The sequence below is a fragment of the Comamonas sp. GW821-FHT11H03 genome (genome assembly GCF_058807955.1).
In genome coordinates this window covers 671,502-697,682 of record NZ_JBXARF010000002.1, presented here as the reverse complement: position 1 = coordinate 697,682, position 26,181 = coordinate 671,502, and the positions used below count along the sequence as shown (strand labels likewise).

At 55.8% G+C, this 26,181-nt stretch carries 25 protein-coding genes and 1 tRNA gene; 8 read left to right on the top strand and 18 right to left on the bottom strand.

Going from position 1 to position 26,181, the window contains the following annotated elements:
* Positions 1-14: 14 nt before the first annotated feature.
* From nuoL to rpsO, 18 genes are all read right to left on the bottom strand, one after another.
* Entirely contained in the window at positions 15-2,051 is a 2,037-nt protein-coding gene (gene nuoL / locus AC1RTQ_RS07645) for an NADH-quinone oxidoreductase subunit L (protein ID WP_302091923.1), read from the bottom strand.
* A 30-nt stretch (positions 2,052-2,081) separates the two neighbouring features.
* Positions 2,082-2,390 carry an NADH-quinone oxidoreductase subunit NuoK gene (nuoK, locus tag AC1RTQ_RS07640; RefSeq protein WP_003057821.1) on the bottom strand — a complete coding sequence of 103 codons (309 nt, stop codon included), beginning with the start codon at positions 2,388-2,390 and terminating at the stop codon, positions 2,082-2,084.
* The gene (locus AC1RTQ_RS07635) at positions 2,387-3,067 is read right to left on the bottom strand and encodes an NADH-quinone oxidoreductase subunit J (protein WP_003076492.1); all 681 of its coding nucleotides are present in this window, start codon (positions 3,065-3,067) and stop codon (positions 2,387-2,389) included. Before AC1RTQ_RS07635 ends, nuoK begins: the two co-directional genes overlap by 4 nt.
* 34 nt (positions 3,068-3,101) lie before the next feature.
* On the bottom strand, positions 3,102-3,611 hold the full coding sequence (gene nuoI, locus AC1RTQ_RS07630; protein WP_003057824.1) for an NADH-quinone oxidoreductase subunit NuoI: 510 nt from the start codon (positions 3,609-3,611) through the stop codon (positions 3,102-3,104).
* Positions 3,612-3,622: 11 nt separating this feature from the next.
* Positions 3,623-4,699: an NADH-quinone oxidoreductase subunit NuoH gene (gene nuoH, locus AC1RTQ_RS07625; protein WP_003057825.1), complete on the bottom strand. Its 1,077-nt coding sequence runs from the start codon at positions 4,697-4,699 to the stop codon at positions 3,623-3,625.
* Positions 4,696-6,813, bottom strand: a complete 2,118-nt coding sequence (nuoG, locus tag AC1RTQ_RS07620) for an NADH-quinone oxidoreductase subunit NuoG (RefSeq protein ID WP_409814315.1) — start codon at positions 6,811-6,813, stop codon at positions 4,696-4,698. Before nuoG ends, nuoH begins: the two co-directional genes overlap by 4 nt.
* A 23-nt stretch (positions 6,814-6,836) precedes the next feature.
* On the bottom strand, positions 6,837-8,201 hold the full coding sequence (nuoF, locus tag AC1RTQ_RS07615) for an NADH-quinone oxidoreductase subunit NuoF (protein ID WP_003057828.1): 1,365 nt from the start codon (positions 8,199-8,201) through the stop codon (positions 6,837-6,839).
* Positions 8,198-8,689 carry an NADH-quinone oxidoreductase subunit NuoE gene (gene nuoE / locus AC1RTQ_RS07610; RefSeq protein WP_003057829.1) on the bottom strand — a complete coding sequence of 164 codons (492 nt, stop codon included), beginning with the start codon at positions 8,687-8,689 and terminating at the stop codon, positions 8,198-8,200. The genes nuoF and nuoE overlap by 4 nt, the downstream gene beginning before the upstream one ends.
* Entirely contained in the window at positions 8,686-9,939 is a 1,254-nt protein-coding gene (locus tag AC1RTQ_RS07605) for an NADH-quinone oxidoreductase subunit D (protein WP_302091926.1), read from the bottom strand. The genes nuoE and AC1RTQ_RS07605 overlap by 4 nt, the downstream gene beginning before the upstream one ends.
* A 29-nt stretch (positions 9,940-9,968) precedes the next feature.
* Positions 9,969-10,580 carry an NADH-quinone oxidoreductase subunit C gene (locus AC1RTQ_RS07600; RefSeq protein ID WP_003076499.1) on the bottom strand — a complete coding sequence of 204 codons (612 nt, stop codon included), beginning with the start codon at positions 10,578-10,580 and terminating at the stop codon, positions 9,969-9,971.
* A 9-nt stretch (positions 10,581-10,589) separates the two neighbouring features.
* Positions 10,590-11,069 (bottom strand): NuoB/complex I 20 kDa subunit family protein, encoded by a 480-nt coding sequence (locus AC1RTQ_RS07595; RefSeq protein WP_003057832.1) that lies wholly within the window; start codon positions 11,067-11,069, stop codon positions 10,590-10,592.
* A 22-nt stretch (positions 11,070-11,091) separates the two neighbouring features.
* Positions 11,092-11,451 (bottom strand): NADH-quinone oxidoreductase subunit A, encoded by a 360-nt coding sequence (locus AC1RTQ_RS07590; protein ID WP_003064381.1) that lies wholly within the window; start codon positions 11,449-11,451, stop codon positions 11,092-11,094.
* Positions 11,452-11,525: 74 nt separating this feature from the next.
* Positions 11,526-11,610: transfer RNA gene (locus AC1RTQ_RS07585), tRNA-Leu, on the bottom strand.
* Positions 11,611-11,729: 119 nt separating this feature from the next.
* A complete protein-coding gene (gene secG, locus AC1RTQ_RS07580) occupies positions 11,730-12,119 on the bottom strand; it encodes a preprotein translocase subunit SecG (RefSeq protein WP_492874883.1) in 390 nt (129 codons plus the stop codon).
* Between the two features lie 57 nt (positions 12,120-12,176).
* Entirely contained in the window at positions 12,177-12,923 is a 747-nt protein-coding gene (gene tpiA, locus AC1RTQ_RS07575; RefSeq protein ID WP_492874882.1) for a triose-phosphate isomerase, read from the bottom strand.
* Positions 12,920-13,927, bottom strand: coding sequence for an NAD(P)H-quinone oxidoreductase (locus AC1RTQ_RS07570; RefSeq protein WP_492874881.1), 1,008 nt, complete (start codon positions 13,925-13,927; stop codon positions 12,920-12,922). Before AC1RTQ_RS07570 ends, tpiA begins: the two co-directional genes overlap by 4 nt.
* A 130-nt stretch (positions 13,928-14,057) precedes the next feature.
* Positions 14,058-16,301 carry a polyribonucleotide nucleotidyltransferase gene (gene pnp, locus AC1RTQ_RS07565; protein WP_492874880.1) on the bottom strand — a complete coding sequence of 748 codons (2,244 nt, stop codon included), beginning with the start codon at positions 16,299-16,301 and terminating at the stop codon, positions 14,058-14,060.
* Between the two features lie 205 nt (positions 16,302-16,506).
* Entirely contained in the window at positions 16,507-16,773 is a 267-nt protein-coding gene (gene rpsO, locus AC1RTQ_RS07560) for a 30S ribosomal protein S15 (RefSeq protein ID WP_003057844.1), read from the bottom strand.
* A 597-nt stretch (positions 16,774-17,370) separates the two neighbouring features.
* Between rpsO and AC1RTQ_RS07555 the strand changes: the two genes are divergently transcribed.
* The 8 genes from AC1RTQ_RS07555 (at position 17,371) to ribD (ending at position 26,145) form a co-directional block, all read left to right on the top strand.
* The gene (locus tag AC1RTQ_RS07555; protein WP_492874879.1) at positions 17,371-17,976 is read left to right on the top strand and encodes a GspH/FimT family pseudopilin; all 606 of its coding nucleotides are present in this window, start codon (positions 17,371-17,373) and stop codon (positions 17,974-17,976) included.
* Between the two features lie 67 nt (positions 17,977-18,043).
* Complete coding sequence (locus tag AC1RTQ_RS07550; protein ID WP_492874878.1) at positions 18,044-18,619, top strand: GspH/FimT family pseudopilin; 576 nt, start codon at positions 18,044-18,046, stop codon at positions 18,617-18,619.
* Entirely contained in the window at positions 18,607-19,236 is a 630-nt protein-coding gene (gene pilV, locus AC1RTQ_RS07545) for a type IV pilus modification protein PilV (protein WP_492874877.1), read from the top strand. Before AC1RTQ_RS07550 ends, pilV begins: the two co-directional genes overlap by 13 nt.
* A gap of 41 nt (positions 19,237-19,277) precedes the next feature.
* Positions 19,278-20,114 carry a PilW family protein gene (locus AC1RTQ_RS07540; protein ID WP_492874876.1) on the top strand — a complete coding sequence of 279 codons (837 nt, stop codon included), beginning with the start codon at positions 19,278-19,280 and terminating at the stop codon, positions 20,112-20,114.
* Positions 20,115-20,127: 13 nt separating this feature from the next.
* Entirely contained in the window at positions 20,128-20,856 is a 729-nt protein-coding gene (locus tag AC1RTQ_RS07535) for a pilus assembly PilX family protein (RefSeq protein ID WP_492874875.1), read from the top strand.
* A gap of 34 nt (positions 20,857-20,890) precedes the next feature.
* A complete protein-coding gene (locus tag AC1RTQ_RS07530) occupies positions 20,891-24,532 on the top strand; it encodes a pilus assembly protein (protein ID WP_492874874.1) in 3,642 nt (1,213 codons plus the stop codon).
* 23 nt (positions 24,533-24,555) lie between these two features.
* Positions 24,556-25,005: a type IV pilin protein gene (locus AC1RTQ_RS07525; protein ID WP_492874873.1), complete on the top strand. Its 450-nt coding sequence runs from the start codon at positions 24,556-24,558 to the stop codon at positions 25,003-25,005.
* A gap of 30 nt (positions 25,006-25,035) precedes the next feature.
* Complete coding sequence (ribD, locus tag AC1RTQ_RS07520; protein ID WP_492874872.1) at positions 25,036-26,145, top strand: bifunctional diaminohydroxyphosphoribosylaminopyrimidine deaminase/5-amino-6-(5-phosphoribosylamino)uracil reductase RibD; 1,110 nt, start codon at positions 25,036-25,038, stop codon at positions 26,143-26,145.
* Positions 26,146-26,181: the final 36 nt, after the last annotated feature.

Below are 26,181 nucleotides of genomic sequence, written 5' to 3'. Positions count from 1 at the left end.
TTGTTCTTCCCCTACTACTTGTTGAGCCACACGAAGTACGTCATGAGGGCAACGATACCCAGCAGCATGACCAACGCGTAGTGATAGAGATAGCCTGTTTGCAGGCCGCGCACCCACTGACCGAGCTTGGCCATGAGCTTCCAGGAGCCGTTGACGATGGCGCCATCGATGATGGCCTGATCGCCGGCCTTCCAGAAGAAGGTACCGAAGGCACGGGAGCCGCGGGCGAAGATGTTCTCGTACACCCAGTCCACGCCGTACTTGCCTTCCAGAACCTGGTAGAGACCAATCTTCTTGGAGAAAGCCATGATGGCAGCAGGAATCTCGGGCTTGACCATGTAGAACACATAGGACACCACCACACCGGCCAGAGCCAGCCAGAACGGTGCAGCCGTGAAGCCGTGCAGCGCCATGGGCACCCAGCCGTGGATCTGCTCGGCCAGTTCGGCCATGGCGCCATGCTTGGAGCCATCGACGTGGATCACGCCCTTGAAGAAGTCGCCAAACAGCATGGGCATCAGCGCAATCGCACCAATCACCACCGAAGGAATGGCCAGCAGCACCAGAGGACCGGTCACCACCAGAGGCGACTCGTGGGGCTTGGCATCATGGCCATGGCCGTGGTCGTCATGACCGTGGTGGTCATCATGGTGGGCATCGGGGTTCTGGTCGTAGCGTTCCTTGCCGTGGAAGACGATGAAGTACAGGCGGAAGGAGTAGAAAGCCGTGATGAACACACCGGCCAGCACTGCAAAATTGGCAAAGCCGGCAGCAGGCAGGTTGGAAGCATGAACCGCCTCGATGATCGCATCCTTGGAGTAGAAGCCCGAGAAGAACGGCGTGCCGATCAGCGCGAGATTACCCAGCAGGAAGGTGATCCAGGTGATGGGCATGTACTTGCGCACGCCGCCCATCCAGCGGATGTCCTGATTGTGGTGCATGCCCATGATGACGGAGCCGGCACCGAGGAACAGCAGCGCCTTGAAGAAGGCGTGGGTCATCAGGTGGAACACGGACACCGAGTAGGCCGACACACCCAGAGCGATGGTCATGTAGCCCAGCTGGGACAGCGTGGAGTACGCAATCACGCGCTTGATGTCGTTCTGGATGATGCCCAGGATACCCATGAACAGCGCCGTGATGGAGCCGATCACCAGGATGAAGTTCAGCGCAACATCCGACAGCTCAAACAGAGGGGACATGCGCGACACCATGAAGATACCAGCCGTCACCATGGTCGCCGCGTGAATCAGCGCGGAGATAGGTGTGGGGCCTTCCATGGAGTCCGGCAGCCAGGCGTGCAGCGGGAACTGGGCCGACTTGCCCATCGCGCCGATGAACAGGCAGATGGCAGTCACGGTCACCAGCAGCCAGCCCGTACCGGGCAGCTGGGTGTTCTGGATCTCCGGCAGCTTGGCGAAGATTTCAGAATAGTTCAGCGTGCCGGTGTAGGCAGCGATCAGGCCGATACCCAAAATGAAGCCAAAGTCACCCACGCGGTTGACCAGGAAGGCCTTCAGGTTCGCGAAGATGGCCGTGGGCTTCTTGTAGTAAAAGCCGATCAGCAGATAGGACACCAGACCCACGGCTTCCCAGCCGAAGAACAGCTGCAGCAGGTTGTTGCTCATCACGAGCATCAACATGGAGAAGGTGAACAGCGAGATATAGGAGAAGAAACGGTTGTAGCCGTCATCTTCTTCCATGTAGCCCATGGTGTAGATGTGAACCATCAGCGACACAAAGGTCACCACGCACATCATCATGGCCGTGATGGAGTCGATCAGAAAACCGACTTCCATCTTCAGGCCACCGACAACCATCCAGGTGTAGATGGTCTCGTTGAACTTTGCGCCGTCGAAGACGACAGCCTGGAACGTGAGGGCCGACAGAACGAAGGCCAAGAGCACGCTCAGAATCGTCAGGGAGCTGCTGCCGGTGCGACCAATCTTGTTGCCGCCAAAGGCCGTGCCCCAGATACCCGCGAGTGCGGAGCCGACCAGCGGTGCCAAAGGCACCGCAAGCAGCATGGATGCAGAAAGGGTTTGACTCATTTCTTGAGAACCTTGCAAGTTACGGCGGACTCAACCCTTGAGGGCGTTGAGATCTTCCGCATCGATGCTTGTCTTGTTACGGAACAACAGCACCAAGATCGCCAGACCGATGGCCGATTCAGCAGCAGCCACTGTCAGGATGAAAAACACGAACACCTGACCGTGCATGTCGCCCAGATAACTGGAAAACGCGACAAAGTTCATGTTCACGGCCAGCAGCATCAGCTCGATGGCCATGAGCAAGACAATCAGGTTCTTGCGGTTCAGAAAGATGCCAACCACGGAGAGTGCAAACAGCATGGCACCCAGCGTCAGGAAGTGGCCCAAAGTCAGCGTCATGCTTTTGTCTCCACAGCAGGCGCTGCAGCCGCGGCTTCAGCGTCAGGTTTTTGTGCAGGCTTGGTGCTGTCGACCTTGACCAGCTTGATGCGGTCAGAGGCGCGTACACGAATTTGATCTGCAGGGTTCATGGCCTTGCTGTCCTTGCGCTTGCGCAGCGTCAGGGCAATTGCGGCAATCATGGCCACCAGCAGGATCACGGCCGCTATTTCCACGGGATACAGGTATTCCGTGTACAGCAGCTTGCCCAGAGCCTGTGTGTTCGAGTAAGGAACGGTCTGGCCGGCTGCATTGACCATGGTCGCACCAACCGCCTTGGCGTCTTCGACATCGCCGAAACCGCCCATCAGCACCATGCCCATTTCAAAGGCGATCAGCACACCGATCAGGGCTGCGAACGGGAAATGCTTCCAGAAGCCGCGGCGCATGGAGTCGATACGGATATCGAGCATCATCACCACGAACAGGAACAGCACCATCACAGCGCCCAGATAGACCAGCACCAGAGCGATGCCGAGGAATTCAGCCTTGAGCAGCAGCCAGATGGCAGCCGCTTGCGAGAAGGCCAGAATCAGATTGAGCACGGCGTGCACAGGGTTGCGAGCCGTGACAACCCGGAAGGCTGCAAACAGCAGCACGACCGAGAACAGATAGAAAAAACCAGTTTTGGCGTCCATGGATCGAATCTTTTCAAGTGATCAAGGAGCCGCTTCAGCGGTACTTGGCATCTGCTGCCTTGTTGGCAGCGATCTCGGCTTCATAACGGTCACCCACTGCCAGGAGCATGTCCTTGGTGAAGTAGAGATCACCGCGCTTTTCGCCGTGGTATTCGAAGATGTGCGTCTCCACGATGGAGTCCACCGGGCAGCTTTCTTCGCAGAAGCCGCAGAAGATGCACTTGGTCAGATCGATGTCATAGCGCGTGGTACGGCGCGAGCCGTCGTCACGCACATCGGACTCGATGGTGATGGCCATGGCAGGGCACACGGCTTCACAAAGCTTGCAGGCAATGCAGCGCTCTTCGCCGTTTTCGTAACGGCGCAGGGCGTGCAGACCACGGAAGCGTGGCGATTGAGGTGTTTTTTCCTCAGGAAACTGCACCGTGATCTTGCGACGGAAGGTGTAGCGACCAGTCAGGGCCATGCCCTTGGCCAGTTCCCAGAGCATGAAGCTCTTGAGGAAATCCTTGAAGGAGAAAGGTGTTGCAGCTACTGCAGACATACGTACTCCGCTTATTTCCAGATGTTCCAGGGCGAGTACAGCCAAGCACCCACAACCACCAGCCACACCAGGGTGACAGGAATGAAGATCTTCCAACCCAGACGCATGATCTGGTCATAACGGAAGCGCGGGAAGGTCGCGCGAATCCAGATGAAGCACGACACCACCAGGAAGGTCTTGATCGCCAGCCAGATCCAACCGGGGATGAAGCCCAGGAAGTCGAACGGAGGCAACCAACCGCCCAGGAACATGATCACGGCCAGGATGGAGACCAGCCACATGCTCGCGTATTCGGCCAGGAAGAAGACCGCAAAGCCCATGCCCGAGTACTCGACCATGTGACCGGCCACGATTTCGGCTTCGCCTTCAACCACGTCAAACGGGTGACGGTTGGTTTCGGCAACGACCGAGATCAGGTAGACGATGAAGATGGGCAGCAGCGGCAGCCAGTTCCAGGACAGGATGCTCATGCCCATGGATGCGAACTGACCCTGACCCTGGCTCATCACGATGGCCGAGAGGTTCATGCTGCCCGTGACCATGATGACCACCAGGAAACAGAAGCCCAGCGCGATTTCGTAGCTCACCATCTGAGCGGAGGCGCGCAGCGCACCCAGGAAGGCGTACTTGGAGTTGGAGGCCCAGCCCGCAATGATCACGCCATAGACTTCGATGGAAGTGATGGCCATCAGCAGCAGCAGGCCCGCATTCACGTTGGCCAGGGCCACATCGGGAGCGAAGGGAATCACCACCCAGGCCGCCAGGGCAGGCATGATGGCCATGACAGGACCCACATAGAACAGGCCCTTGGCAGCTGCCGTGGGCTGAATCAGTTCCTTGGTCAGCAGTTTCAGGCCGTCAGCCAGAGGCTGCAGCAGACCCGAGGGACCCACGCGGTTGGGGCCCAGACGGATTTGCATGAAACCCAGCAGCTTGCGTTCCCACAATGTGAGGTAGGCCACGGCACCCATCAGGGGAGCCACGATGGCCACGATGCCGAGCAGAATCCAGATGACGGGCCAGGCCACATCGGTCCAGAAAGGAGCGGCGGAAAGGCCCGCGCCCCAGGCTTTCAATGCGTCGATCATGCGGCGCCTCCCTCACGAACCTGACGAGCGTCAGCCGTCAATTGCAGCGATGTAGCGCGGCGCACGATGCTGTCGAGCTGGTAAATGCTGGCGACTGCAGGCGCAGTCACATTGCCGGCGGGCACTGCGCTCACGGCCTTGGCCGCATTGCTCAGCACATTGGCAGGCACTTGGGCAGCGCCGCCAGTGGCCTCAGCCAGCACGTCTTGCGACGTCTCATAGTCCACGCCCGGCACACCCATCAGATTGGCCAGCACGCGCAGCACCTTCCATGCGGGACGCGTGTCGGCCAGAGGCTTGACGACGGCGTGGAAGCTCTGCAGACGGCCTTCGGCATTGACAAAGCTGCCCGAGGTTTCCGTGAACGGAGCAATGGGCAGCAGCACATCGCTGAATTCAAGGTTGGCCTTGAAAGGGCTCAGTGTCACCACCATCTCGGCCTTGTTCAGGCCGGCGATGGCGGCCTTGCCGGCAGCGCTGTCGAACTCGGGCTCATTGTTCAGCAAGATGGCTGCCTTCAGGCCGCCGTCAATCATCTGAGCCGCATTCAGACCGTTGCCAGCAGGCATGGCCTTGACCCATTGCGCGCCCACGGTGTTGGCGGCTTCGGTCAGATAGCCCACGGCAGCGCCGGTCTGCTCGGCAACCCAGCTGGCCAGAGCCAGCAGTGCGGAAGCCTGGGCATGGTGTGCTGCGGCATTGCCCAGCAGCACGGCCTTTTGCTCGCCGGCCAGCAGGGCCGCGGCAATCGCCTTGGCTTCGTCATGGACCTGACCGGCTACGGGAGCCGTCACGCCCTTGGCCTCGGCCACGGCGGCGGCCACATCGGCCAGGGCCTGAGCCCAGTCGCCGGCAGCGACCACCGATGCGTTGACGGGCAAGGCCCAGTCATAGACGCGATCGTTGATGGCGAAGACCTTGCAGCCCTTCTTGGCAGCCTGGCGAATGCGCTGTGCGAACAGCGGATGGTCCTTGCGCAGGTTGGAGCCCACGATCAGCGCCGACTGCAGATTGCTCAATGCAGCGATGGGCAGGCCCAGCCACTGAACGCCTTGCGTGGCAGTGAACTCGGCATTGCGCAGACGGTAGTCGATGTTCTCGCTACCGATGCCGCGCACCAGCTTGCCAGCCAGGAACAGCTCTTCCACTGTGCTGTGAGGGCTGACCAGAGCGCCGATGGTGCTGGCACCATGGTTGCTCTTGATCTGCTGCAGGCCGTTAGCCACATACTCCAAAGCGGTCTGCCAGTCGACTTCCTTCCACTCGCCGCCCTGCTTGAGCATGGGCTTGGTGAGGCGCTCGTCGCTGTTCAGCGCTTCGTAGGAGAAGCGGTCGCGGTCGGCAATCCAGCATTCGTTGACCTCTTCGTTCTCGAAAGGCACAACGCGCATGACCTTGTGGTTCTTGACCTGAACGATCAGGTTGGAGCCTGTGGAGTCGTGAGGAGCCACCGACTTGCGGCGCGACAGCTCCCAGGTACGGGCGCTGTAGCGGAAGGGCTTGCTGGTCAACGCGCCCACGGGGCAGATGTCGATCATATTGCCCGACAGCTCGGAGTCCACGCTATCGCCCACCACGGTGGTGATCTCGGAATGCTCGCCGCGGTGAATCATGCCCAGTTCCATGACGCCGGCCACTTCCTGGCCAAAGCGCACGCAACGTGTGCAGTGAATGCAACGGCTCATTTCCTCCATGGAAATCAGCGGCCCCACGTTCTTGTGGAACACCACGCGCTTTTCTTCTTCGTAGCGCGAAGAGCTGCTGCCATAACCCACTGCCAGATCCTGGAGCTGGCATTCGCCGCCCTGGTCGCAGATGGGGCAGTCCAGCGGGTGATTGATGAGCAGGAACTCCATCACCGACTGTTGTGCCTTGATGGCCTTCTCGCTCTTGGTGCGCACGATCATTCCTTGCGTCACTGGCGTGGCGCAGGCGGGCATGGGCTTGGGAGCCTTTTCCACATCCACAAGGCACATGCGGCAGTTGGCCGCAATGGATAGCTTCTTGTGGTAGCAGAAGTGAGGAATGTAGGTGCCGGCCTTCTCGGCTGCATGCATGACCATGCTGCCTTCCGTCACCTCGACCTTTTTTCCGTCCAGTTCAATTTCAACCATATGCTTGTCTCGCGATCAGGCGCTTATGCAGCCTGTTTGGAAGCGTTCTGGATCTTCGCTTCGAACTCGTGGCGGAAGTGTTTGATCATGGCGCGAACCGGCATGGCTGCCGCGTCGCCGAGCGCACAGATGGTGCGGCCCATGATGTTCACGGATACCGAGTCCAACAGCTCGATATCTTCCGGACGGCCTTCGCCGTGCTGAATACGGTTCACCACGCGCCACAGCCAGCCCGTGCCTTCACGGCAGGGCGTGCACTGGCCGCAGGACTCGTGCGAATAGAAGTACGACAGACGCAGCAGGCACTCGACCATGTCGCGCGAATCATCCATCACGATCACGGCGCCCGAACCCAGCATGGAGCCGGCCTTGGAGATGGAGTCATAGTCCATCGTGCAGTCCATGATGATGTCGGCAGGCAGCACGGGCGACGAAGAGCCGCCGGGGATCACGGCCTTGAGCTTGCGACCGGTGCGCACACCGCCCGCCAGCTCCAGCAGCTTGCTGAAAGGCGTGCCCATGGGAACTTCGTAGTTGCCGGGCAGGTTCACGTCGCCGCTGACCGAGAAGATCTTGGTGCCGCCGTTGTTGGGCTTGCCGCATTCCAGATAGGCCTGGCCACCGTTGCGGATGATCCAGGGAACGGCCGCAAAAGTCTCGGTGTTGTTGATGGTCGTAGGCTTGCCGTACAGACCGAAGCTGGCGGGGAATGGCGGCTTGAAGCGGGGCTGACCCTTCTTGCCTTCCAGCGATTCCAGCAGCGCGGTTTCTTCGCCGCAGATATAGGCGCCAAAGCCATGGTGGGCATGCAACTGGAAGCTGAAGCTGCTGCCCAGGATGTTGTCACCCAGATAACCGGCCGCGCGAGCTTCTTCCAGGGCTGCCTCGAAGCGATCATAGACTTCGAAGATTTCGCCGTGGATGTAGTTGTAGCCGATGCTGATACCCATCGCGAAAGCGGCAATGATCATGCCTTCGATCACGATGTGCGGGTTGAACATCAGGATGTCGCGGTCCTTGCAGGTACCTGGTTCGCCCTCGTCGGAGTTGCAGACCAGATGCTTCTGACCGGGGAACTGGCGGGGCATGAAGCTCCACTTCAGACCCGTGGGAAAGCCCGCACCACCGCGGCCACGCAGACCGGATTCCTTGAGCGTCGCGATGACCTGATCTTGCGTCAGGCCTTCGCCGCCGTCCTTGCCCAGCAACTTGCGCAGGGCCTGATAGCCGCCGCGTGCTTCGTAGTCCTTGATGGACCAGTTGCTGCCGTTCAGATCTGCATAGATCTGGGGGTTGATGTGACGGTCGTGGAAGCAGGTTTCATTGCCGGTCGACGCGAACTTGGCCAGCACGGCATTGGCGGCAGGATTGTTCAGAATCGTGCTCATGCCTTGCCCTCCGCTGCGCGCAGGCCGTCGACCAGCTCGTCAAGCTTCTCATTGCTCATGAAGCTGCACATGCAACGGTCGTTGACCAGCATCACGGGCGAATCGGCGCAGGCGCCCAGGCACTCGGACTGCTGCAGCGTGAACAGGCCATCCTTGGTGGTCTCACCCATCTTGATGCCCAGCTTGTGCTCCAGGTGGTGCAAGGCCTTGTAGCCGTCACGCAGCTGGCATGGCAGATTGGTGCAGACATTGAGCTTGTACTTGCCAACGGGTTGCTGGTTGTACATGTTGTAGAAAGTGGTGACTTCGTGCACCGCAATCTCGGCCATGCCCAGGACTTCGGCAATCACTGCCTCGCTTTCCTGGCTGACCCAGCCCTGCTCCTGCTGCACGATAGACAGGCAAGCCATGACGGCAGACTGTTTCTGGTCAGCCGGATACTTTGCCACCTCACGCGCAAAGCGTTCTCTGGTCGCTTCGGTAATCATCGGTCAACGTCTCCAAACACGATGTCCAGGGTACTGAGCACCATCACGGCGTCAGCCAGCATATGGCCACGGCTCATTTCATCGAGAGCAGCCATGTGCGCAAATCCTGGTGGACGAATCTTCAGTCGATAGGGCTTGTTGGCACCATCGCTGATCAAATAAATGCCGAACTCACCCTTGGGATGCTCGACGGAAGCATAAGCCTCGCCTTCGGGAACCTTGAAGCCTTCGGTAAAGAGCTTGAAGTGGTGAATCAGCTCTTCCATGTTGGACTTCATGGCTTCACGGCTTGCGGGTGCAACCTTGTGATTGTCCGTGATCACCGGGCCGGGATTGACACGCAGCCAGTCCACGCATTGCTTGATGATCTTGTTGGACTCGCGCATCTCGGCCATGCGAACCAGATAGCGGTCGTAGCAGTCGCCCGTAGCGCCCACCGGAATATCGAAGTCCAGCTTGTCGTAGACCTCGTAGGGCTGCGTCTTGCGCATGTCCCAGGGCAAGCCGGAGGCGCGCAGCATGGGACCGGTCAGACCCAGGTTGATGGCGCGCTCTGCAGACACCACGCCGATGCCGACGTTGCGCTGCTTCCAGATACGGTTGTCGGTCAGCAGGGTTTCGTACTCATCCGCGCACTTGGGAAAGCGCTGCGTGAAAGCATCGATGAAGTCCAGCATCGAACCCTTGCGGTCTTCGTTCATGGCCTCCATGGAGCGCACATTGCGCACCTTGCTGGCCTTGTACTGGGGCATGCTGTCCGGCAGGTCGCGATACACACCACCGGGACGGAAGTAGGCCGCGTGCATGCGCGCGCCCGAGACGGCTTCGTACATGTCCATCAGCGCTTCACGCTCGCGGAAGCTGTAGATCAGGATGGTCGAGCTTCCGGCATCGTTGCCCGAGGAACCCAGCCACATCAGGTGATTCATGATGCGGGTGATTTCCGAGAACATCACGCGGATGTACTGGGCACGGATGGGCACTTCGATGCCCATCAGTTTTTCAATGGCCAGGCAGTAAGCGTGCTCGTTGCTCATCATCGAGCAGTAATCCAGGCGGTCCATATAGGGCAGCGACTGGATATAGGTCTTGCTTTCGGCCAGCTTTTCGGTCGCGCGGTGCAGCAGACCGATGTGCGGGTCGGCGCGCTGCACCACTTCGCCATCGAGCTCCAACACCAGACGCAGCACACCGTGCGCTGCCGGGTGCTGCGGACCAAAGTTCAGGGAATAGTTCTTGATTTCAGCCATGGTCTTCCGTCAAAAGGCGACGTGCGCCTTTAGTGCAGGCCTCCGCCGTAGTTTTCTTCACGAATGATGCGAGGCGTGATTTCGCGCGGCTCGATCGTGACGGGCTGGTACACCACACGTTGCTGTTCGGCGTCGTAGCGCATTTCCACGTGGCCGGACAGAGGGAAATCCTTGCGGAACGGATGGCCGATGAAGCCATAGTCGGTCAGGATGCGACGCAGGTCTTCGTGACCTTCGAACACGATGCCGAACAGATCGAAGGCTTCGCGCTCGAACCAGTTGGCCGAGTTCCAGATGGGGTTGATCGAGGCCACCACGGGGAAGTCGTCATCCGCGCAGTACACACGCACCCGCAGGCGCTGGTTCAACGTCAGAGACATCAGGTGGGATACAACGGCAAAACGCGGACCGTCCTTGCCGACTTCCGCATAAGTGGAGTAGTCCACGCCGCACAGATCCAGCAGCATCTCGAACTGGCAGTCCGGGGCATTGCGCAGAATCTGCATCACGTCCAGATACTTGTCAGCGGATACCTCCACCGTCACTTCGCCATAGGCCAAAGTGACAGAGCGCACCTTGTCACCCAAGGCAGCCGTAACCACATCCCGAAGCTTTTCGGGGTGAATTGCAATTGCAGTCATCTCAGCCCTTTAAACGCGAGCGATGGTGTGGGTACGACGAATCTTCTGCTGCAGCTGGATGATGCCGTAGATCAGCGCTTCCGCTGTCGGTGGGCAACCAGGCACATAGACGTCGACGGGAACAATGCGATCGCAACCGCGCACCACCGAGTAGCTGTAGTGATAGTAACCACCACCATTGGCACAGGAGCCCATGGAGATGACCCAGCGCGGCTCGGACATCTGGTCATAGACCTTGCGCATCGCGGGAGCCATCTTGTTGCACAGCGTACCGGCAACAATCATCAGGTCAGAGTGGCGGGGGCTGGCACGGAACACTTCGGAGCCGAAGCGACCGATGTCATAGCGGGCAGCGGCTGCGTGCATCATCTCCACCGCACAGCAGGCCAGGCCAAACGTCATGGGCCAGATCGACCCCGTCTTGGCCCAGTTCACCACCGTGTCATAACTGGTGGTGACGAAGCCTTCCTTCATCACGCCTTCGATCATCGTGTTTCCTCAGAAAAGCTGCTCATTCCCAATCCAGGGCGCCTTTTTTCCACTCGTAGGCAAAGCCCACGACCAGAATGGCCAGGAAAATCAGGACAGCAACAAAACCCACGCCGCCGACATCTTTGAGTGCGACAGCCCAGGGAAGCAGAAATGCGATTTCCAAATCGAACAGAATGAACAGGATGGCGACCAGGTAATAGCGCACATCAAACTTCATTCGAGCGTCTTCAAACGCCTCGAAACCGCATTCATAGGGGGAGTTCTTGGCAGCATCAGGGCGGTTGGGACCCAGCACGTAGCCGAGGACCAGGGGTACAACACCCACAGCCATGCCAATAAGAATGAACAGAAGAACGGGAAGGTACTGATCGATGTTCATCGAGTGGGCCTTGTTATGAAAACATGCCTCACCGATCACTGCCTGATCAGCAGGGCAGGTTTTTAGTTATATGTTGGTGCCGTCGGCGAGACTCGAACTCGCACAGCTTTCGCCACTACCCCCTCAAGATAGCGTGTCTACCAATTCCACCACGACGGCATCGTCTCAAAGTCTGGCAATCTCTGGAACCCTCATTGCAAAGATTCTGATCCCCAGACAATCCCTAGATTCTAGCCTGAAAAACCCCACTCTCCGGGGTTCCTCAGGATTTTCTCAAATTATTTTGTTGGGATCTGGGCTGCACCCTCTGCAGGAGCAGCAGGAGGCACGGCAGCACCACCGGTAGTAGTTGCTGGCGGCACATCGGCAGCAGGCGCAGGAGCCGACACAGGAGCTGCGCCTTCCAGCACACTACCCGAACTCACTGGGCGAGCATTGCCCAGATAAGCCAGTGCCAGTGTCGCCACGAAGAACACCGTGGCCAGAGCGGCCGTGGAGCGCGACAGGAAGTTGGCACTGCCCGAGGCGCCAAACAGACTGCCCGACGAGCCGCTGCCAAAAGAAGCCCCCATATCGGCACCCTTGCCGTGCTGCATGAGAATGAGGCCGATCATGCCCAGAGCGGCCAGCATCTGGACCGCGAGAATGACGCTGGAAAAGACGTTCATATCAAAACCTAAAAGTCTGAATCATTGCGCACCGCACCGGAGTGCGGCGCAGACGAATTATTGCGCTGCCGCAATAATAGTGAGGAAATCCGGGGCCTTGAGAGCCGCGCCACCGATCAGGCCACCGTCAATATCGGCCTGAGCCAGCAGTTGCGCCGCATTGCCTGCATTCATGCTGCCGCCATAAAGCAGGGGCACGCGATCAGCCTTGTCGCTGGCCGCCGCCAGCTGCGCCCGCAGCACGGCATGCACCTGCTGGGCCTGCTCGGGAGTGGCAGTCTTGCCGGTGCCTATGGCCCAGACAGGCTCATAGGCCACGACCAGCTCGCTCACGCAGTGGCCGACCTGATGAATCACGGCTGCCAGTTGACGCCTGACCACGGCTTCGGTCTGACCTGCTTCACGTTCCGCCAGGGTCTCGCCCACGCAGACGATGGGCGTGATGCCCTTGGCCAGCGCGGCCTGAGCCTTGCTGCCAACCACGGCATCGGTCTCGCCATGATACTGACGACGCTCGGAGTGACCGACCAGCGCATAGCGCACGCCGAACTCCTTGAGCATGGCGGCCGAAACCTCGCCCGTGAATGCACCCTGCTCGTGCTGGGACACATCCTGAGCGCCCACACCAATGGCAGCACCCGCAAGTTCCGCCTGGACTTGAGCCAGATAGGGCGCAGGAGCAGCCACAGCCACACCCGCCTTGTTGTCAGCAGGCAAGCCCTGCTTGATGGCCTGCAGCAAAGCGGCATTGGCAGCCAGGCTGCCATTCATCTTCCAGTTGCCAACAATGAGTTTTTGCTTCATGTTTCCCAAGTCAAAACGATTTTTCCGGTGTGCTGGCTGGACTCCATCAGCGCATGAGCCTGCGCCGCATCAGCAGCATCGAATTCACGATAAATGGCTGGGCGCACCTTGCCGGACTCCAGCAGAGGCCAGACATTGCGCTTGAGCGCCTCGGCGATCGCCGCCTTGAAGGCCACGGAGCGCGGGCGCAGCGTGGAGCCGGTCACGGTCAGTCGCTTGCGCAGCACCAGGCCGGCATCGAACTCGGCCTTGACACCGCCCTGCACCGCAATGATGACCAGACGGCCATCAGGAGCCAGGCACTGGACTTCGCGCGCCACATAGCTGCCGGCGACCATGTCGAGGATGACGTTGACGCCTTCGCCCGACGTGATGCGCTGCACTTCTGCCGCAAAATCCTGTGTCTTGTAGTTGATGGCGTGATCGGCCCCGAGCTTGAGGCAGTCATCGCACTTGGCATCACTGCCCGCCGTGACAATGACCGTCGCACCCCAGGCCTTGGCCAGCTGAATCGCCGTCACGCCAATGCCGCTGCTGCCGCCCTGCACCAGCAAGGTTTCGCCAGGCTGCAGAGCACCCCGGTCAAACACATTGCTCCAGACCGTGAAAAAGGTCTCGGGCAAGGCAGCCGCCTGCACGTCGCTGAAGCCCGCCGGCACCGGCAGACACTGGTCAACGGGCGCAGCGCAGAAACTCGCATAGCCGCCACCGGCGACCAGCGCGCAGACACGGTCGCCGAGCTTGAAGCCCGCCTTGCCCATGGCCGCCTCATCGCCCGCCACGATCACACCCGCCACCTCAAGCCCCGGAAGATCGGAGGCACCAGGAGGCGGTGCGTAATGACCTTTGCGCTGCAGCACGTCGGGGCGATTGATGCCGCTCGCGGCAACGCGAATCAGCACCTCCCCCTCGGCCGCCACCGGCATGGGACGTACACCCATGCGCAGCACGTCTGGCGCACCATAGCTGGTGATTTCCACCGCTCGCATTGTGTTGGCTTGCATAGTCAGGCTTTGCTTTATCAAAGAAATCAGGCTCAAGCGCTTATGCAAAAGCGCTAGCAACTACAAACTCAGGATCAGCCAGCAAACAACAAAACAGGAGACCGCCTCGCGGCGGACTCCTGCTCAGTCATTACTGCTGCTGTTGCTGCTGCTCGTCAGCGGCTGCGCGGTTTTCGCGCGGCTCGCGATTCTCGCGGGGTTCGCGATTCTGACGAGGAGCACGTTCGCGGTACTCGCGATCGCCACGGGGTTCACGCGGCTCGCGCTCGGGCATGCCGGCGGGACGCTCGGTCAGCGCCTTCATGGACAGCTTGACACGACCCTTGTCGTCGGTTTCCAGAACCTTGACCTTGACCACTTGACCTTCTTGCAGGTAGTCGGTGACCTTTTCCACGCGCTCGTGAGCGATCTGGCTGATGTGCAGCAGACCGTCCTTGCCGGGCAGCAGATTGACCAGGGCACCGAATTCCAGAATCTTGACGATGGGGCCTTCGTAGATCTTGCCGATCTCGACTTCAGCCGTGATCTGCTCGATGCGCAGCTTGGCAGCTTCAGCCTTGGCGCCGTCGGTGGCGGCAATGGTGATGGTGCCGTCTTCCTCGATGTTGATCTGGGTGCCGGTCTCTTCGGTCAGCGCACGGATGGTGGCGCCGCCCTTGCCGATCACGTCACGGATCTTCTCGGGGTTGATCTTCATGGTGTAGAGCTTGGGCGCGAAGCTGGAGACTTCAGTCTTGGCTTCACCCATGGCTTCCTGCATCTTGCCCAGGATGTGCATGCGCGCTTCCTTGGCCTGAGCCAGGGCGACCTGCATGATTTCCTTGGTGATGCCCTGGATCTTGATGTCCATCTGCAGGGCAGTGATGCCGTTGGTGGTACCGGCCACCTTGAAGTCCATGTCACCCAGGTGATCTTCGTCACCCAGGATGTCGGTCAGCACGGCGAACTTGTTGTCTTCCTTGATCAGACCCATGGCGATACCGGCCACATGCGCCTTCATGGGCACGCCGGCGTCCATCATGGACAGGCAGCCGCCGCAGACCGAAGCCATGGACGAGGAACCGTTGGACTCGGTGATTTCCGACACCACGCGGATGGTGTAGGGGAACTCTTCCTTGGTCGGCAGGCAAGCGGCCAGAGCGCGCTTGGCCAGACGGCCGTGGCCGATTTCACGGCGCTTGGTCGAGCCCATGCGACCCACTTCGCCAGTGGCAAAGGGAGGCATGTTGTAGTGGAACAGGAAGCGGTCTTCGAACTCGCCAGCCAGCGCGTCGATCTTCTGAGCGTCGCGCTCAGTACCCAGCGTGGAGATCACCAGAGCCTGGGTTTCACCACGCGTGAACAGCGCGGAGCCATGAGTGCGGGGCAGCACGGAGGAGCGGATTTCGATGGGACGCACGGTACGGGTGTCGCGGCCGTCGATACGGGGCTCGCCCGCCAGGATCTGCGAACGCACGATGCCGGCTTCGATGTCGAACAGCATGCCTTCAACCTTGACGCCGTCGAACGCCACGCCTTGCTCGGTCAAGGCGGCCTTGACATCGGCGTAGGCAGTGCGGCAAGCCAGGGTACGCACCTGCTTGTTGCGCTCCTGGTAAGCGGCGCGCAGCTTGGCTTCGCCCAGCTCGACCACCTTGGCGATCAGCGCTTCGTCCTTGGCGGGAGCAGTCCAGTCCCATGCGGGCTTGCCGCCTTCGCGCACCAGGTCATGGATGGCGTCGATGGCGATCTTGCCTTGCTCGTGGCCGAACACCACGGCGCCCAGCATCACTTCTTCAGGCAGTTGCTGGGCTTCGGACTCCACCATCAGCACGGCGGATTCGGTACCGGCAACGACCAGATCCATCTGCGAATCCTTGCGCTGGGTCTGACCGGGGTTCAGCACGTATTCGCCATTGATGTAACCCACGCGGGCTGCACCGATAGGACCGTTGAAAGGCAGGCCCGACACTGCCAGAGCAGCGGAGACAGCAATCATGGCAGCGATGTCGGCGTCGACTTCGGGATTCAGCGAAATGGTGTGGATGACCACATGCACGTCGTTGTAGAAGCCTTCGGGGAACAGGGGACGGATGGGGCGGTCGATCAGACGCGAGGTCAGAGTCTCCAGCTCGGAAGGCTTGGCTTCGCGCTTGAAGAAGCTGCCGGGGATCTTGCCGGCTGCATAAGTCTTCTCGATGTAGTCAACGGTCAGGGGAAAGAAGTCCTGGCCGGCCTTGGCGATCTTGGAGCCCACCACAGTGGCCAGCACCACGGTGTCGTCGATGTTGACCAGCACGGCGCCGGAGGCCTGACGGGCGATTTCGCCGGTTTCCATGGTGACCGTATGCTGGCCCCACTGGAAGGTCTTGGTAACTTTGTTGAACATGGTCATATTGACTCCTTTATGAATAGCTGGATGCGCTGATCCAGTCTTGATTTGGAGTGCAAACAGAACACGATGCCATTCCAGTGCTGCACTACGCGCTACAAATAGTGCAGCACTGGAATGACACAGCTTCGCTCTGTTTTGCGAACTCCGAAGTAAAAAACGCCTGAGCTAGGCAATCTAACTCAGGCGTTTCGATCTTTCACCGTGCTTACTTGCGCAGGCCCAGCTTGGCGATCAGTGCTGTGTAGCGGTCAGCGTCCTTGGACTTCAGGTAGTCCAGCAGCTTGCGGCGACGGCTCACCATGCGCAGCAGACCGCGACGACCGTGGTGGTCCTTGGCGTTAGCCTTGAAGTGGGGAGTCAGTTCGTTGATGCGAGCTGTCAGCAGAGCCACTTGCACTTCGGGGCTACCAGTGTCGTTTTCGGAACGGGCATTGGCCTTGACAACTTCAGCCTTCTTATCGGCAGCGATCATTTTGTTTTCCTTAGGATTTGGCACTCAGCGGGGAGCACCTTGGTTACTTGCGCCAGGGCTGGAAAGGCCTCGGCGTGCGTCTTGCACCATGCAAAACCCAGTGATTATATCAAGAGGCGATTTATCCTCCATGCAATAGCACGACTGGGCACAAGACCAAGGCTGGCAAACCCGCTTGCCCGCTTCCAAGCAAGGCTCGGACAATGCGCCCATCACCTCCATCCAGGGATCTGCAATGACCAGCTTTCCTAGACGCCATTCGTTTGCCAGCCTCTGCACAGCGGCCCTCATGGTCTTCGCTCTCGCAGATCAGCCAGCACTCGCAGCCAATACAGGCCAACGCAAGCACAAAGCAACCAAGAAGCAAAGCAGCAAGGTCAAGATCCAGACCACCCGGAGCAGCTCGGAAGAAACCACGGCCGAACGCGAGAGACGGCTGTATCGGGAATGCCAGGGAAGACCCAACTCCGGGGCATGCTCTGGGTATGCCTACCCACCTTCCGGCCGCCGCCGCTGAAAACAACCACCGATCTCCCCAGCAAGACCACTCATCCAGTCACAAAGCATTCGGCATGCAACGAAACGTAATATGCCAGCATGCCCAATTTGCCCCTCATTCGTCGCCATTTTTCCAAAGGCTTCACAGCCATTGAACTCATGGTCACGGTTGCCATTCTGGCCATTTTGGCCGGCATTGCCGCACCCAGCTTCAATCCAATCATTGAACGCTGGCGAGTGCGCCAGGTTTCGGAAGAGTTGCAGTCCACTCTGTACTTTGCGCGGTCGGAGGCGGTCAAGCGCGGGGGAGGGGTTACCATCCTCCGAAACGCCAGCACCGACGGATGCACGATTTCCGACACTGACACGGATGTATGGAATTGCGGGTGGCTCGTATTTGCCGACAAAAACAGCGACGGCGTCAAAGACAGCGGTGAAGAAATTCTTCAACAAACACCGCCTCCTCGCCGCATTAAAGTCAAGCTTACAAGTATTGATAGCAGCACCGGACAGGACAGCGGAAGCCTGACCAAGCCAGTTCAGGTCGATCGCTGGGGTCAACTTACAAGCGACAGCGTATCTTTTTTCGCTTTCCGCCTGACGCCTTTGGATAGCAGCAACGCAGAAGCCAGTGCCAGCTCGCTTTGCGTGAGCGGCAGCGGCCGCATCAAGCGCATGAATTCAAGCACCCTCGCCTGCACCTGAGAAAACCCACAGGGGAACAGCAATGCAGCCCGGCTAGATAGATCGTGATTCTTGAAATGGAGTCCGCGTGTCTTGCTCTACCAGCAGCAGTTGCCAAAGGCAATTTTCATCTCGTGGACTCACGGCCATTGAAATGCTGATGACCATGGCAGTGCTGACTGTCTTGACTGCAATTGCGATCCCCAGTTTCAACCCCTTATTTGATCAATGGCGCGTATATCAAGTGACTGAGGCAATGAAATCCAGCTTGATGCTTGCCAGATCTGAAGCCATCAAACGTGGTGGCAAGGTCTATCTGGAAAAGCTTCCAAAAACCACCGCCGGATGTGTAACGGATGGAACCACGCAAGACTGGGATTGCGGCTGGGTTGTCTTTGTTGATGCCAATGCCAACAAACGCTGGAATGCGGGCGAGGAAATTCTGCGCTACGAAACTCCCAAAAACATCACAGTAAGCCGCAGCAAATCTGGTGTCACTATCAGCCTAAACCGCTGGGGCATGGCCGATGGCGCCAACCTTGTGGGTTTTACTGTTGCCCCACAACCCGCCGGAATTTCATCTCCTGCCGCCAAAGGCATCTGTATGGCCTCAGGTGGTCGTATTAATGTCATAGAACAAAAAGATATCCCATGCCAAAAATAGCCAAAACAATGAATTCTTCCAAGATACAAAAAGGCTTCAGCCTGCTTGAGTCAATGATCGCCATCATTGTCATGGTGCTTGGCATCCTGGGAATACTAGGAGCTCAAATGAAGACACTTACCGACACGCAGGCCAGTGTCCGCCGGGCTCAGGCCATACGCCTGATTGGAGACCTTGGAGAGCGTCTTCAAAATAATCCAGATGCACTTGGAAATTTGTCTACGTATACGACAAGCCCAAAAACCAGCAATGACTGCGGCAGTGCCGTATGCACACCAGCAGAATTAGCCACCTATGACATCAAGCAATGGCGCACAAATGTCACGAATACGCTCCCAGGATCTAATGTCAATATTTTTCTACCCCAAAACGGCACAAACCAATTAGGTGTTGTTATTGGCTGGAATGAGAACAAATATCTTCAAAATGGAAAAGAACTGACTGCAGATGAAAATGACAAGCTCAGCACACCATTAGCCATAAAATCAGCAACAGACTCATCTGGTACTGCTGTGAGCTGTCCCACTGGCCTAACCTGCCACCTTCAATATGTTCAACCCATGCAGCGCTGCGCTCCATGGTCAATTGGTGACGGCAACCTTTATTGCCCCAACTAATAATAACAATTATGAAAATATTTAATCATACGAGTTTCATAATGACAAAGAAAGCGATCTCCCAAAGAGGTGTCACGTTAATTGAATTAATGGTTGGCATCACGCTAGGACTGCTAGTTGTAGCGACCGCGGCAGGCGCCTTAATGGCCTCTCGTGGAATATCAAGCTCCGTTTCTGAAGCGACTACTTTGCAACAACAAGCCTCTTATGCTTTTCGAGTCATTGGACAGCAGATCAGACAAGCAGGAAGCATGCAATTGGATCTGAACCCAAGCATTACACAAGCATCTGCAACAAATTCAAATATCGCCATGATTCCTGTTGCATTTGACCCTCCCGACCCTGCAGGAGCACGTCCCAACTTCAACAGGGCGACATCAACATTAAGTGGCAGCACCACTCCAAGCATCACTGTTGGTTATCAGAATTACTTTGAATACACAACAACATCTACAAGCACATCTTTGCTAAGAGATTGCCTTGGTCAAAATCCAGCAACAGCAAGCTCGGGAAGCTTGGCAACAACTTCCGTTCTAACCAGTCAATTTGAAAGAAAAGCATCCACCAATGAATTGGTATGCACCAGCACAGGTAGCACATCAGCACAACCCATCATCAGTAATGTCACGGATATGCAGGTAAGGTATTTAGAGCAAGCCAACAACAGTGCAAATATGCAGTATCACTCTGCAGACGGCATTAGTAGTTGGAACCGTATTTACGCTGTTGAAATTTGCCTAGAGCTTTCAGGGACCGAAAATACATCAACATCGGATGCGAAATACATCAATTGCAGCGGGACCAGCACCTCTTATGGGAATCGAATGAAAATGGTTTTTCGCAACACATATCAAATACGAAGCCAAGGAAATGCCTAATATTTGAGAAATTATGCAAAAATCAAAAATACCCTCACCAAAAATGAAGCAACACGGTATTGCTTTATATGTCGTTATTGTTTTTGTTTTGCTTTCAATGCTGCTTGCATTATGGGCAGCAAGAAGCTCATGGTTCAATGAAATATTGCTTGGCAACGATGCTGATTATCAGCGAACCTTTGAAGCCGCACAAGCCATGCTGCAAGATGCCGAGTTTGATATCAGAGGAACCAAAGCAGATGGTTCTGCTTGCGTCAGGGATGAATCAAAGGGCGATGTATGCAGAGCAACAACTGCTGTCTATTTTGATATAGAAACCAAAGATCTTGAAAGCGTGCTCTCAACCATTGGTACCCAAAACCCTACTGTCAAATGCTTCAAAGGCATATGCCAGAAACGAGCAGACCCTCAGGACTTCTGGAATGACGCAAGCACACTCTCCAGCATGATTGCTACGGACGTTGGGGCTCGCTACGGACAATTCACAGGAGCAACTACCAGCAATGAAATTCTCTCGCGATCAGAAGCAGGCAAAGGCGCTTGGTACTGGGTGGAGATGCTGCCCTATATTGACACCAATGTGGCTCTTATGTCCGGATTGGACCCAAATTCAAATGTAGAGCGTTTTGCGCCCGCCAGAAAAAAACTTATAGTCTATCGCATTACAGCACTAGCACGCGGACTAAAACCAAATACTGAAGTTGTTCTTCAATCTACTTTATCAGTTCAGGCAATTGAATAAATCCACCTAGATTTGATAAATTTCGGAAAATTTCATGAAAAACTCTTTTCCACCGAAGCACACCAAGCTTGCCTTATTGATTGCATCTCTAGGCTGCACGCCAGCATCATGGGCTGATCCTATTAATTTAGTAATGTATCCTGCAGGAACCGCATACAAAGCGCCCATTCCTAATGTCATTCTTTCGATCGACACATCAGGGAGTATGGGTACAAAAGATGATGGAATAAATACGCGCATAAAACTAGTTCAGGATGGTTTGAACAATGTATTGATCAACAGTACAAGATACGATGACCAATTCAGATTAGCTTGGCAGTCATTTTCCTGCAATGCAATTCCATCGTCTTCTGGAAATTGCCTTAGCGTCAATTCAATAGGCAAATTTTCAGGAACTCAAAAAACAAACTTTAAGACATGGCTAGGCAAGCTAACAGCAACAGGAACAACGCCAACTCAAGTCTTAGCATGGAATGCAGGAAAATATCTTCAAACCACAGGAGCAAGCAGTCCCTGGAACAAAATTCCCGGCACCGCAGACTCAAATCCATTAAGCTGCCGAAGAGCCTACCATATATTATTATCAGATGGCGGCTGGAATTTCAAATACTCCGACTCCGGATTAAATGGAACGTCTTTTCAAACGGACATGAAGCTTCCAAGTGCATTATCCACACTTCCCATCCAAAATTACGACAATAAAGAAATAGCATCATTACCTACCCCGGCCCCAGCAAGCAGCACACGCGCCGCATCCCCTTATGGAACACAAGCATATCTCGCCACAAATACACAAACAAGAATATATCGGGATGCATATGGCAGTGACACAAGGCTATCTAATTCACAATACTATGCATACCCAACATTATCAGACATAGCATTTTACTATTGGGCTAATGACCTGCAAAATGGGATAGCCAACGAGGTAAATCCAAAAATAAGAAAAACAGGCGATGAGACATTCACAGGCTCCAATAATAGCTCCAGAACACTATCAGAATACTGGAATCCCAGAAATGACCCTGCGGAATGGCAACATCTTGTTCAATACACAATTGGCTATGGACCTACCGCCAGCACTTTGTCAAAAATAGGAGGATCTTCATCTTCTTCTTTCAACAACAAAGCTTGCTCAAATTATAGCGGCTCAAATAAGACAACATGTGAAAACTCATCCACATCACCCCAATGGTCAGGCGGTGTCTTTGGCATGTATGACACTGGCTTCTCGAATTTAGTCGTCGGAAATAAAAAATGGGATGATGTCACATCATCAAATGCCGACAGTGATTATGATGATTTCAGACCGCAAGAACTCTGGCATATGGCCATCAATAGCAGAGGTAAATACTACCCTGTCACAGGCGATTTGACTGCTGTTTTTTCAGATATTTTTGATGACATTATTGTTGACACAAACGCACCTATAACGGGCTTCACGTCTGCATCTGGGTCTGTTAGCCGGGTGGGCACACAATCTTATCAAACAAGCTATATTGCTGCAGATGATCCAAATTCGAATGACAATCGCTGGTATGGATTCGTAACATCAGACACGATAGACACCTCTGGGTCATCTATCATCAACCCCAATTGGGGAACAAATCCATCAAATAATAAAGCCTTCTCTACAGCAGACAAACTTGACGCCCTAAGTACGGCACAGATAAACAGCAGATTTATCCTCTCCTTCAATAACTTATCCAGTCCAGCCGCCGGCATTCCATTCAAATGGGCAAATTTGAGCTCTTCCAACACCGGCGTTTCCCAGAAGATGTGGCTCAATAAAGGCTATATCGATACAGGCACTACCCTTGCGGGAGATGGTCGAGGAGAGGATCGCTTGAACTTCATTAGAGGCGACAGGAGCAAAGAGTCAAGAAATTACAGCACCTCAAATACCACTGCAAATTTCCGCAATCGTAAAAGCCGCCAAGGGGATATTGTCAACTCTGCCATCTGGTATGTAGGATCTCCGGCCAACGGGTATATCAGCAATAGTTATCAATCATTCATCAATAGCAATCGTTATCGCTTGCCGATGCTTTATGTTGGCGGTAATGATGGCATGCTTCATGGATTCTCGGCCAATGATGGAACTGAGAAAATAGCGTATGTACCTCATGGAGTGATTCAGAATCTTGCCACACTATCTGATGGAGGATATTCGCACCGCTATTATGTTGATGGATCCCCAATGTCAGGGGATATTGATGTTGGAACAAGTAGCGAACCAGATTGGCGCACCTACCTCGTTGGTGCACTAGGAGCTGGCGGCAGAGGCTATTTTGTGCTGGATGTGACAAAACCTGGATCAGATGGCTCCACAAAGACTCCCACAGCACCTGCAACTAATTTTTCTGAATCCAATGCAGCGTCTTTAGTTGTCATGGACAAAACAGCTGCAGCAGTGACTGATGCTGCGGGCACCAGCAAACCATTGGACACGAATGTCGATTCAGATATTGGACATATCTTTGGTTCACCAGTTGTTGCTGAAAGCAATTTTCAAAGAACATTGCAAATTACGCGCCTAAACAATGGTCGATGGGCTTATATCACTGGAAATGGCTACAACAGTGTTAATGAGCGGCCAGTTCTTTTGCTTCAATATCTTGACGGTGATAAATCCTTGGTCAAAATTCCTGCTGTAGCAACAGGAACCGCAGAAGCTGTACAAAACGGCCTTTCATCCCCACAAACGCTGGACGTTAATGGGGACGGCATCCCTGATTATGTATATGCAGGTGATTTACGCGGTAACCTGTGGAAGTTTGACATTTCAAGTTCTACAGCAGCAAATTGGGGCGTTGCTTTCAGCGGGAACCCTTTTTTTACAGCCACCTATACATCGACTTCTGGCAGTTCTAGCAGACAACCCATTACTGCTCCACCAACTCTGCGCACGAATCGCAGTGCAGGAGGCCTGATGGTCGCATTTGGCACTGGCAGAAATCTCACAGAGACAGATCGCACAGATACATCTACGCAGACCGTTTATTCAATTCTGGATAATACCCGATACATCATCGCCTCGAGCGGTTCCGATACAGGAAGGGTTACTGTCAAAACCACTGACCCTGAACCAGCTACAGTTTCCGGTCGCAGCGCATTGCAGAGTCAATCTGTTGATAATGGAGCAGGAACAGGATCCAGCGGACAAGGCATCAGTGCATCACGCAATTATTGGACCCTCTCCACCCAAGAGGTGGTCTATGCTTGTAGTTCAGGCAGCACAAGTTGCACAGCAAAGAAGGGCTGGTATCTTGACCTTCCTGTTGCCGGAGAGCGCGTAACAAGCAATATTGATTTCTATGATGGTAGTAATATTTTAGAAATCATCAGTGAAAAGCCCGCATCAGGAAGTGCTACTGCAAGTGGTGAAGAGGTTTGCGCCCCCCAGCCTCAAGCAGCAAAAACATTTAGAACATTCATTAATATTACTTCAGGATCATCACCTTCTGTGCCCATTATCAACATCAATGGAGACCCACACTATAATTCACTAGACACCATAAATGGAAAAAATTACTCTCGCATGACCGCCTCCAGCAAAGAGCTTCGATTCAATACCAAGAATGAGCAGATACGAAAAGGTAATGATGGAATAACAGATAAGCTTGCAAGACTTCCTGTGGTATTAGTTCGTCCCAGCTGGCGCCAGTTGAAATAATGAATCAGAAGAGAGTGAATATCATGACCATGCCGAATTTGTCAAAATATAGATATAACCAAGGCTTCACGCTGATTGAATTAATGATTGTCGTGGCGGTGGTTGGCATTCTTTCAGCTATCGCATATCCCAGCTATACCGAGTATGTACGTCGCGGTCATAGAGCGGATGCACGCGCGGGACTACTACAAGCTCAACAATGGCTAGAGCGAGCAGCCACAGCGACTGGTCAATACCCAACAGCGGACCTTCCCTCTGCTTTGACATGGGCATCGGATGCCAACAAGCGCTACACAATCGCAATTACTTCGCCCACATCAACCAGTTACACCCTCACTGCCACACCCAAATCACCTGGCCCACAAGCCAGTGACAAATGCGGCACCTACACCCTGAGCAATACAGGCTTGCATGGAGCCAATGGTAAAAAGTCCGGGGAATCTGGTTACGACACAGATTGCTGGGGCAAGTAAGCCAGAGGCCTCTGCATTACCATCCTGGGCATGACACCCTCTGCCCACTTCATGAACAAAGCGCTTGAGCAGGCTGCTCAGGCGCTTTTTCTTTCCTCGCCCAATCCGCGTGTTGGCTGCGTGATCGTCGATGCCTCGAGTCGCATCATCGGCCAGGGCTTTACCCAGCAGGCCGGTGGCCCGCACGCCGAGGTGATGGCTCTGCGCGACGCGGCTTCCAAAGGCAACGATGTGCGTGGGGCCACAGCCTATGTGACGCTGGAGCCCTGCTCGCACCACGGCCGCACCGGCCCCTGCTGCGACGCCTTGATCGCAGCCGGCATAGGCAAGGTGGTGGGTTCGCTGATGGACCCCAATCCGCAGGTGGCCGGCCAGGGCTTCGAGCGGCTGCGCGCCGCGGGTGTCGATGTAGAGATAGGCCCCGGCGGAGCTGAATCACGCGAACTCAATATCGGCTTTTTCAGCCGCATGATTCGCGGCACGCCCTGGGTGCGAATGAAGGCCGCCAGCTCGCTGGACGGCGTCACGGCCTTGCACAATGGTCAAAGCCAGTGGATCACCTCGGCGGCAGCGCGCGCCGACGGACATGCCTGGCGTGCCCGCGCCTGCACGATTCTGACCGGAATAGGCACGGTGCTTGAAGACAATCCGCGCATGAATGTGCGGGATGTAGACACGCCACGCCAGCCGCGCATTGCCGTGGTGGACAGCAAGCTGGATATGCCACTGGATGCTCATGTTTTGAAAGCACCTAGCGCATGCTTTATATACACTTGCAGTACAAATCAATCCAAGATCGAGCAACTGCAAGCGCTAGGCGCTATGGTTATTGCTATGCCGAATGCAGCGGGCAAGGTCGATCTGGCAGCCATGCTGCTCGATCTGGCCCAGCGCGGCACGAATGAGCTGCATGTGGAAGCAGGCTTCAAACTCAACGGCTCACTGATTCGCGAAGGTCTGGTCGATGAGTTTCTCTTCTATCAAGCCCCCAGGCTGCTGGGCACGGGTGCCATGGGCATTGCCAACTTCGGCCCGCTCGACAGCCTGGACCAAGGTCTGCCACTGCAGTTCCATGATGTCGCCCGCCTGGGACCGGACCTGCGCATTGTTGCCAGAGTCCAGGGCCGAGAGCAGTTCTAGCGCAGCCTGTGTCCGACATGTGCACTCGGTCATCAT

What these genes read in the sequence shown, in the direction of transcription:
- AC1RTQ_RS07530 (WP_492874874.1), top strand. Translation starts at nt 20,891, where the DNA reads ATGAAAAACTCTTTTCCACCGAAGCACACCAAGCTTGCCTTATTGATT.
- nuoL (WP_302091923.1), bottom strand. Translation starts at nt 2,051, where the DNA reads ATGAGTCAAACCCTTTCTGCATCCATGCTGCTTGCGGTGCCTTTGGCA.
- nuoE (WP_003057829.1), bottom strand. Translation starts at nt 8,689, where the DNA reads ATGATTACCGAAGCGACCAGAGAACGCTTTGCGCGTGAGGTGGCAAAG.
- AC1RTQ_RS07555 (WP_492874879.1), top strand. Translation starts at nt 17,371, where the DNA reads ATGCCCAATTTGCCCCTCATTCGTCGCCATTTTTCCAAAGGCTTCACA.
- nuoI (WP_003057824.1), bottom strand. Translation starts at nt 3,611, where the DNA reads ATGTCTGCAGTAGCTGCAACACCTTTCTCCTTCAAGGATTTCCTCAAG.
- AC1RTQ_RS07570 (WP_492874881.1), bottom strand. Translation starts at nt 13,927, where the DNA reads ATGCAAGCCAACACAATGCGAGCGGTGGAAATCACCAGCTATGGTGCG.
- AC1RTQ_RS07600 (WP_003076499.1), bottom strand. Translation starts at nt 10,580, where the DNA reads ATGACTGCAATTGCAATTCACCCCGAAAAGCTTCGGGATGTGGTTACG.
- ribD (WP_492874872.1), top strand. Translation starts at nt 25,036, where the DNA reads ATGACACCCTCTGCCCACTTCATGAACAAAGCGCTTGAGCAGGCTGCT.
- AC1RTQ_RS07525 (WP_492874873.1), top strand. Translation starts at nt 24,556, where the DNA reads ATGACCATGCCGAATTTGTCAAAATATAGATATAACCAAGGCTTCACG.
- nuoH (WP_003057825.1), bottom strand. Translation starts at nt 4,699, where the DNA reads ATGATCGACGCATTGAAAGCCTGGGGCGCGGGCCTTTCCGCCGCTCCT.
- nuoK (WP_003057821.1), bottom strand. Translation starts at nt 2,390, where the DNA reads ATGACGCTGACTTTGGGCCACTTCCTGACGCTGGGTGCCATGCTGTTT.
- AC1RTQ_RS07595 (WP_003057832.1), bottom strand. Translation starts at nt 11,069, where the DNA reads ATGATCGAAGGCGTGATGAAGGAAGGCTTCGTCACCACCAGTTATGAC.
- nuoF (WP_003057828.1), bottom strand. Translation starts at nt 8,201, where the DNA reads ATGAGCACGATTCTGAACAATCCTGCCGCCAATGCCGTGCTGGCCAAG.
- pnp (WP_492874880.1), bottom strand. Translation starts at nt 16,301, where the DNA reads ATGACCATGTTCAACAAAGTTACCAAGACCTTCCAGTGGGGCCAGCAT.
- rpsO (WP_003057844.1), bottom strand. Translation starts at nt 16,773, where the DNA reads ATGATCGCTGCCGATAAGAAGGCTGAAGTTGTCAAGGCCAATGCCCGT.
- AC1RTQ_RS07605 (WP_302091926.1), bottom strand. Translation starts at nt 9,939, where the DNA reads ATGGCTGAAATCAAGAACTATTCCCTGAACTTTGGTCCGCAGCACCCG.
- AC1RTQ_RS07590 (WP_003064381.1), bottom strand. Translation starts at nt 11,451, where the DNA reads ATGAACATCGATCAGTACCTTCCCGTTCTTCTGTTCATTCTTATTGGC.
- tpiA (WP_492874882.1), bottom strand. Translation starts at nt 12,923, where the DNA reads ATGAAGCAAAAACTCATTGTTGGCAACTGGAAGATGAATGGCAGCCTG.
- nuoG (WP_409814315.1), bottom strand. Translation starts at nt 6,813, where the DNA reads ATGGTTGAAATTGAACTGGACGGAAAAAAGGTCGAGGTGACGGAAGGC.
- secG (WP_492874883.1), bottom strand. Translation starts at nt 12,119, where the DNA reads ATGAACGTCTTTTCCAGCGTCATTCTCGCGGTCCAGATGCTGGCCGCT.
- pilV (WP_492874877.1), top strand. Translation starts at nt 18,607, where the DNA reads ATGCCAAAAATAGCCAAAACAATGAATTCTTCCAAGATACAAAAAGGC.
- AC1RTQ_RS07635 (WP_003076492.1), bottom strand. Translation starts at nt 3,067, where the DNA reads ATGGACGCCAAAACTGGTTTTTTCTATCTGTTCTCGGTCGTGCTGCTG.
- AC1RTQ_RS07540 (WP_492874876.1), top strand. Translation starts at nt 19,278, where the DNA reads ATGACAAAGAAAGCGATCTCCCAAAGAGGTGTCACGTTAATTGAATTA.
- AC1RTQ_RS07535 (WP_492874875.1), top strand. Translation starts at nt 20,128, where the DNA reads ATGCAAAAATCAAAAATACCCTCACCAAAAATGAAGCAACACGGTATT.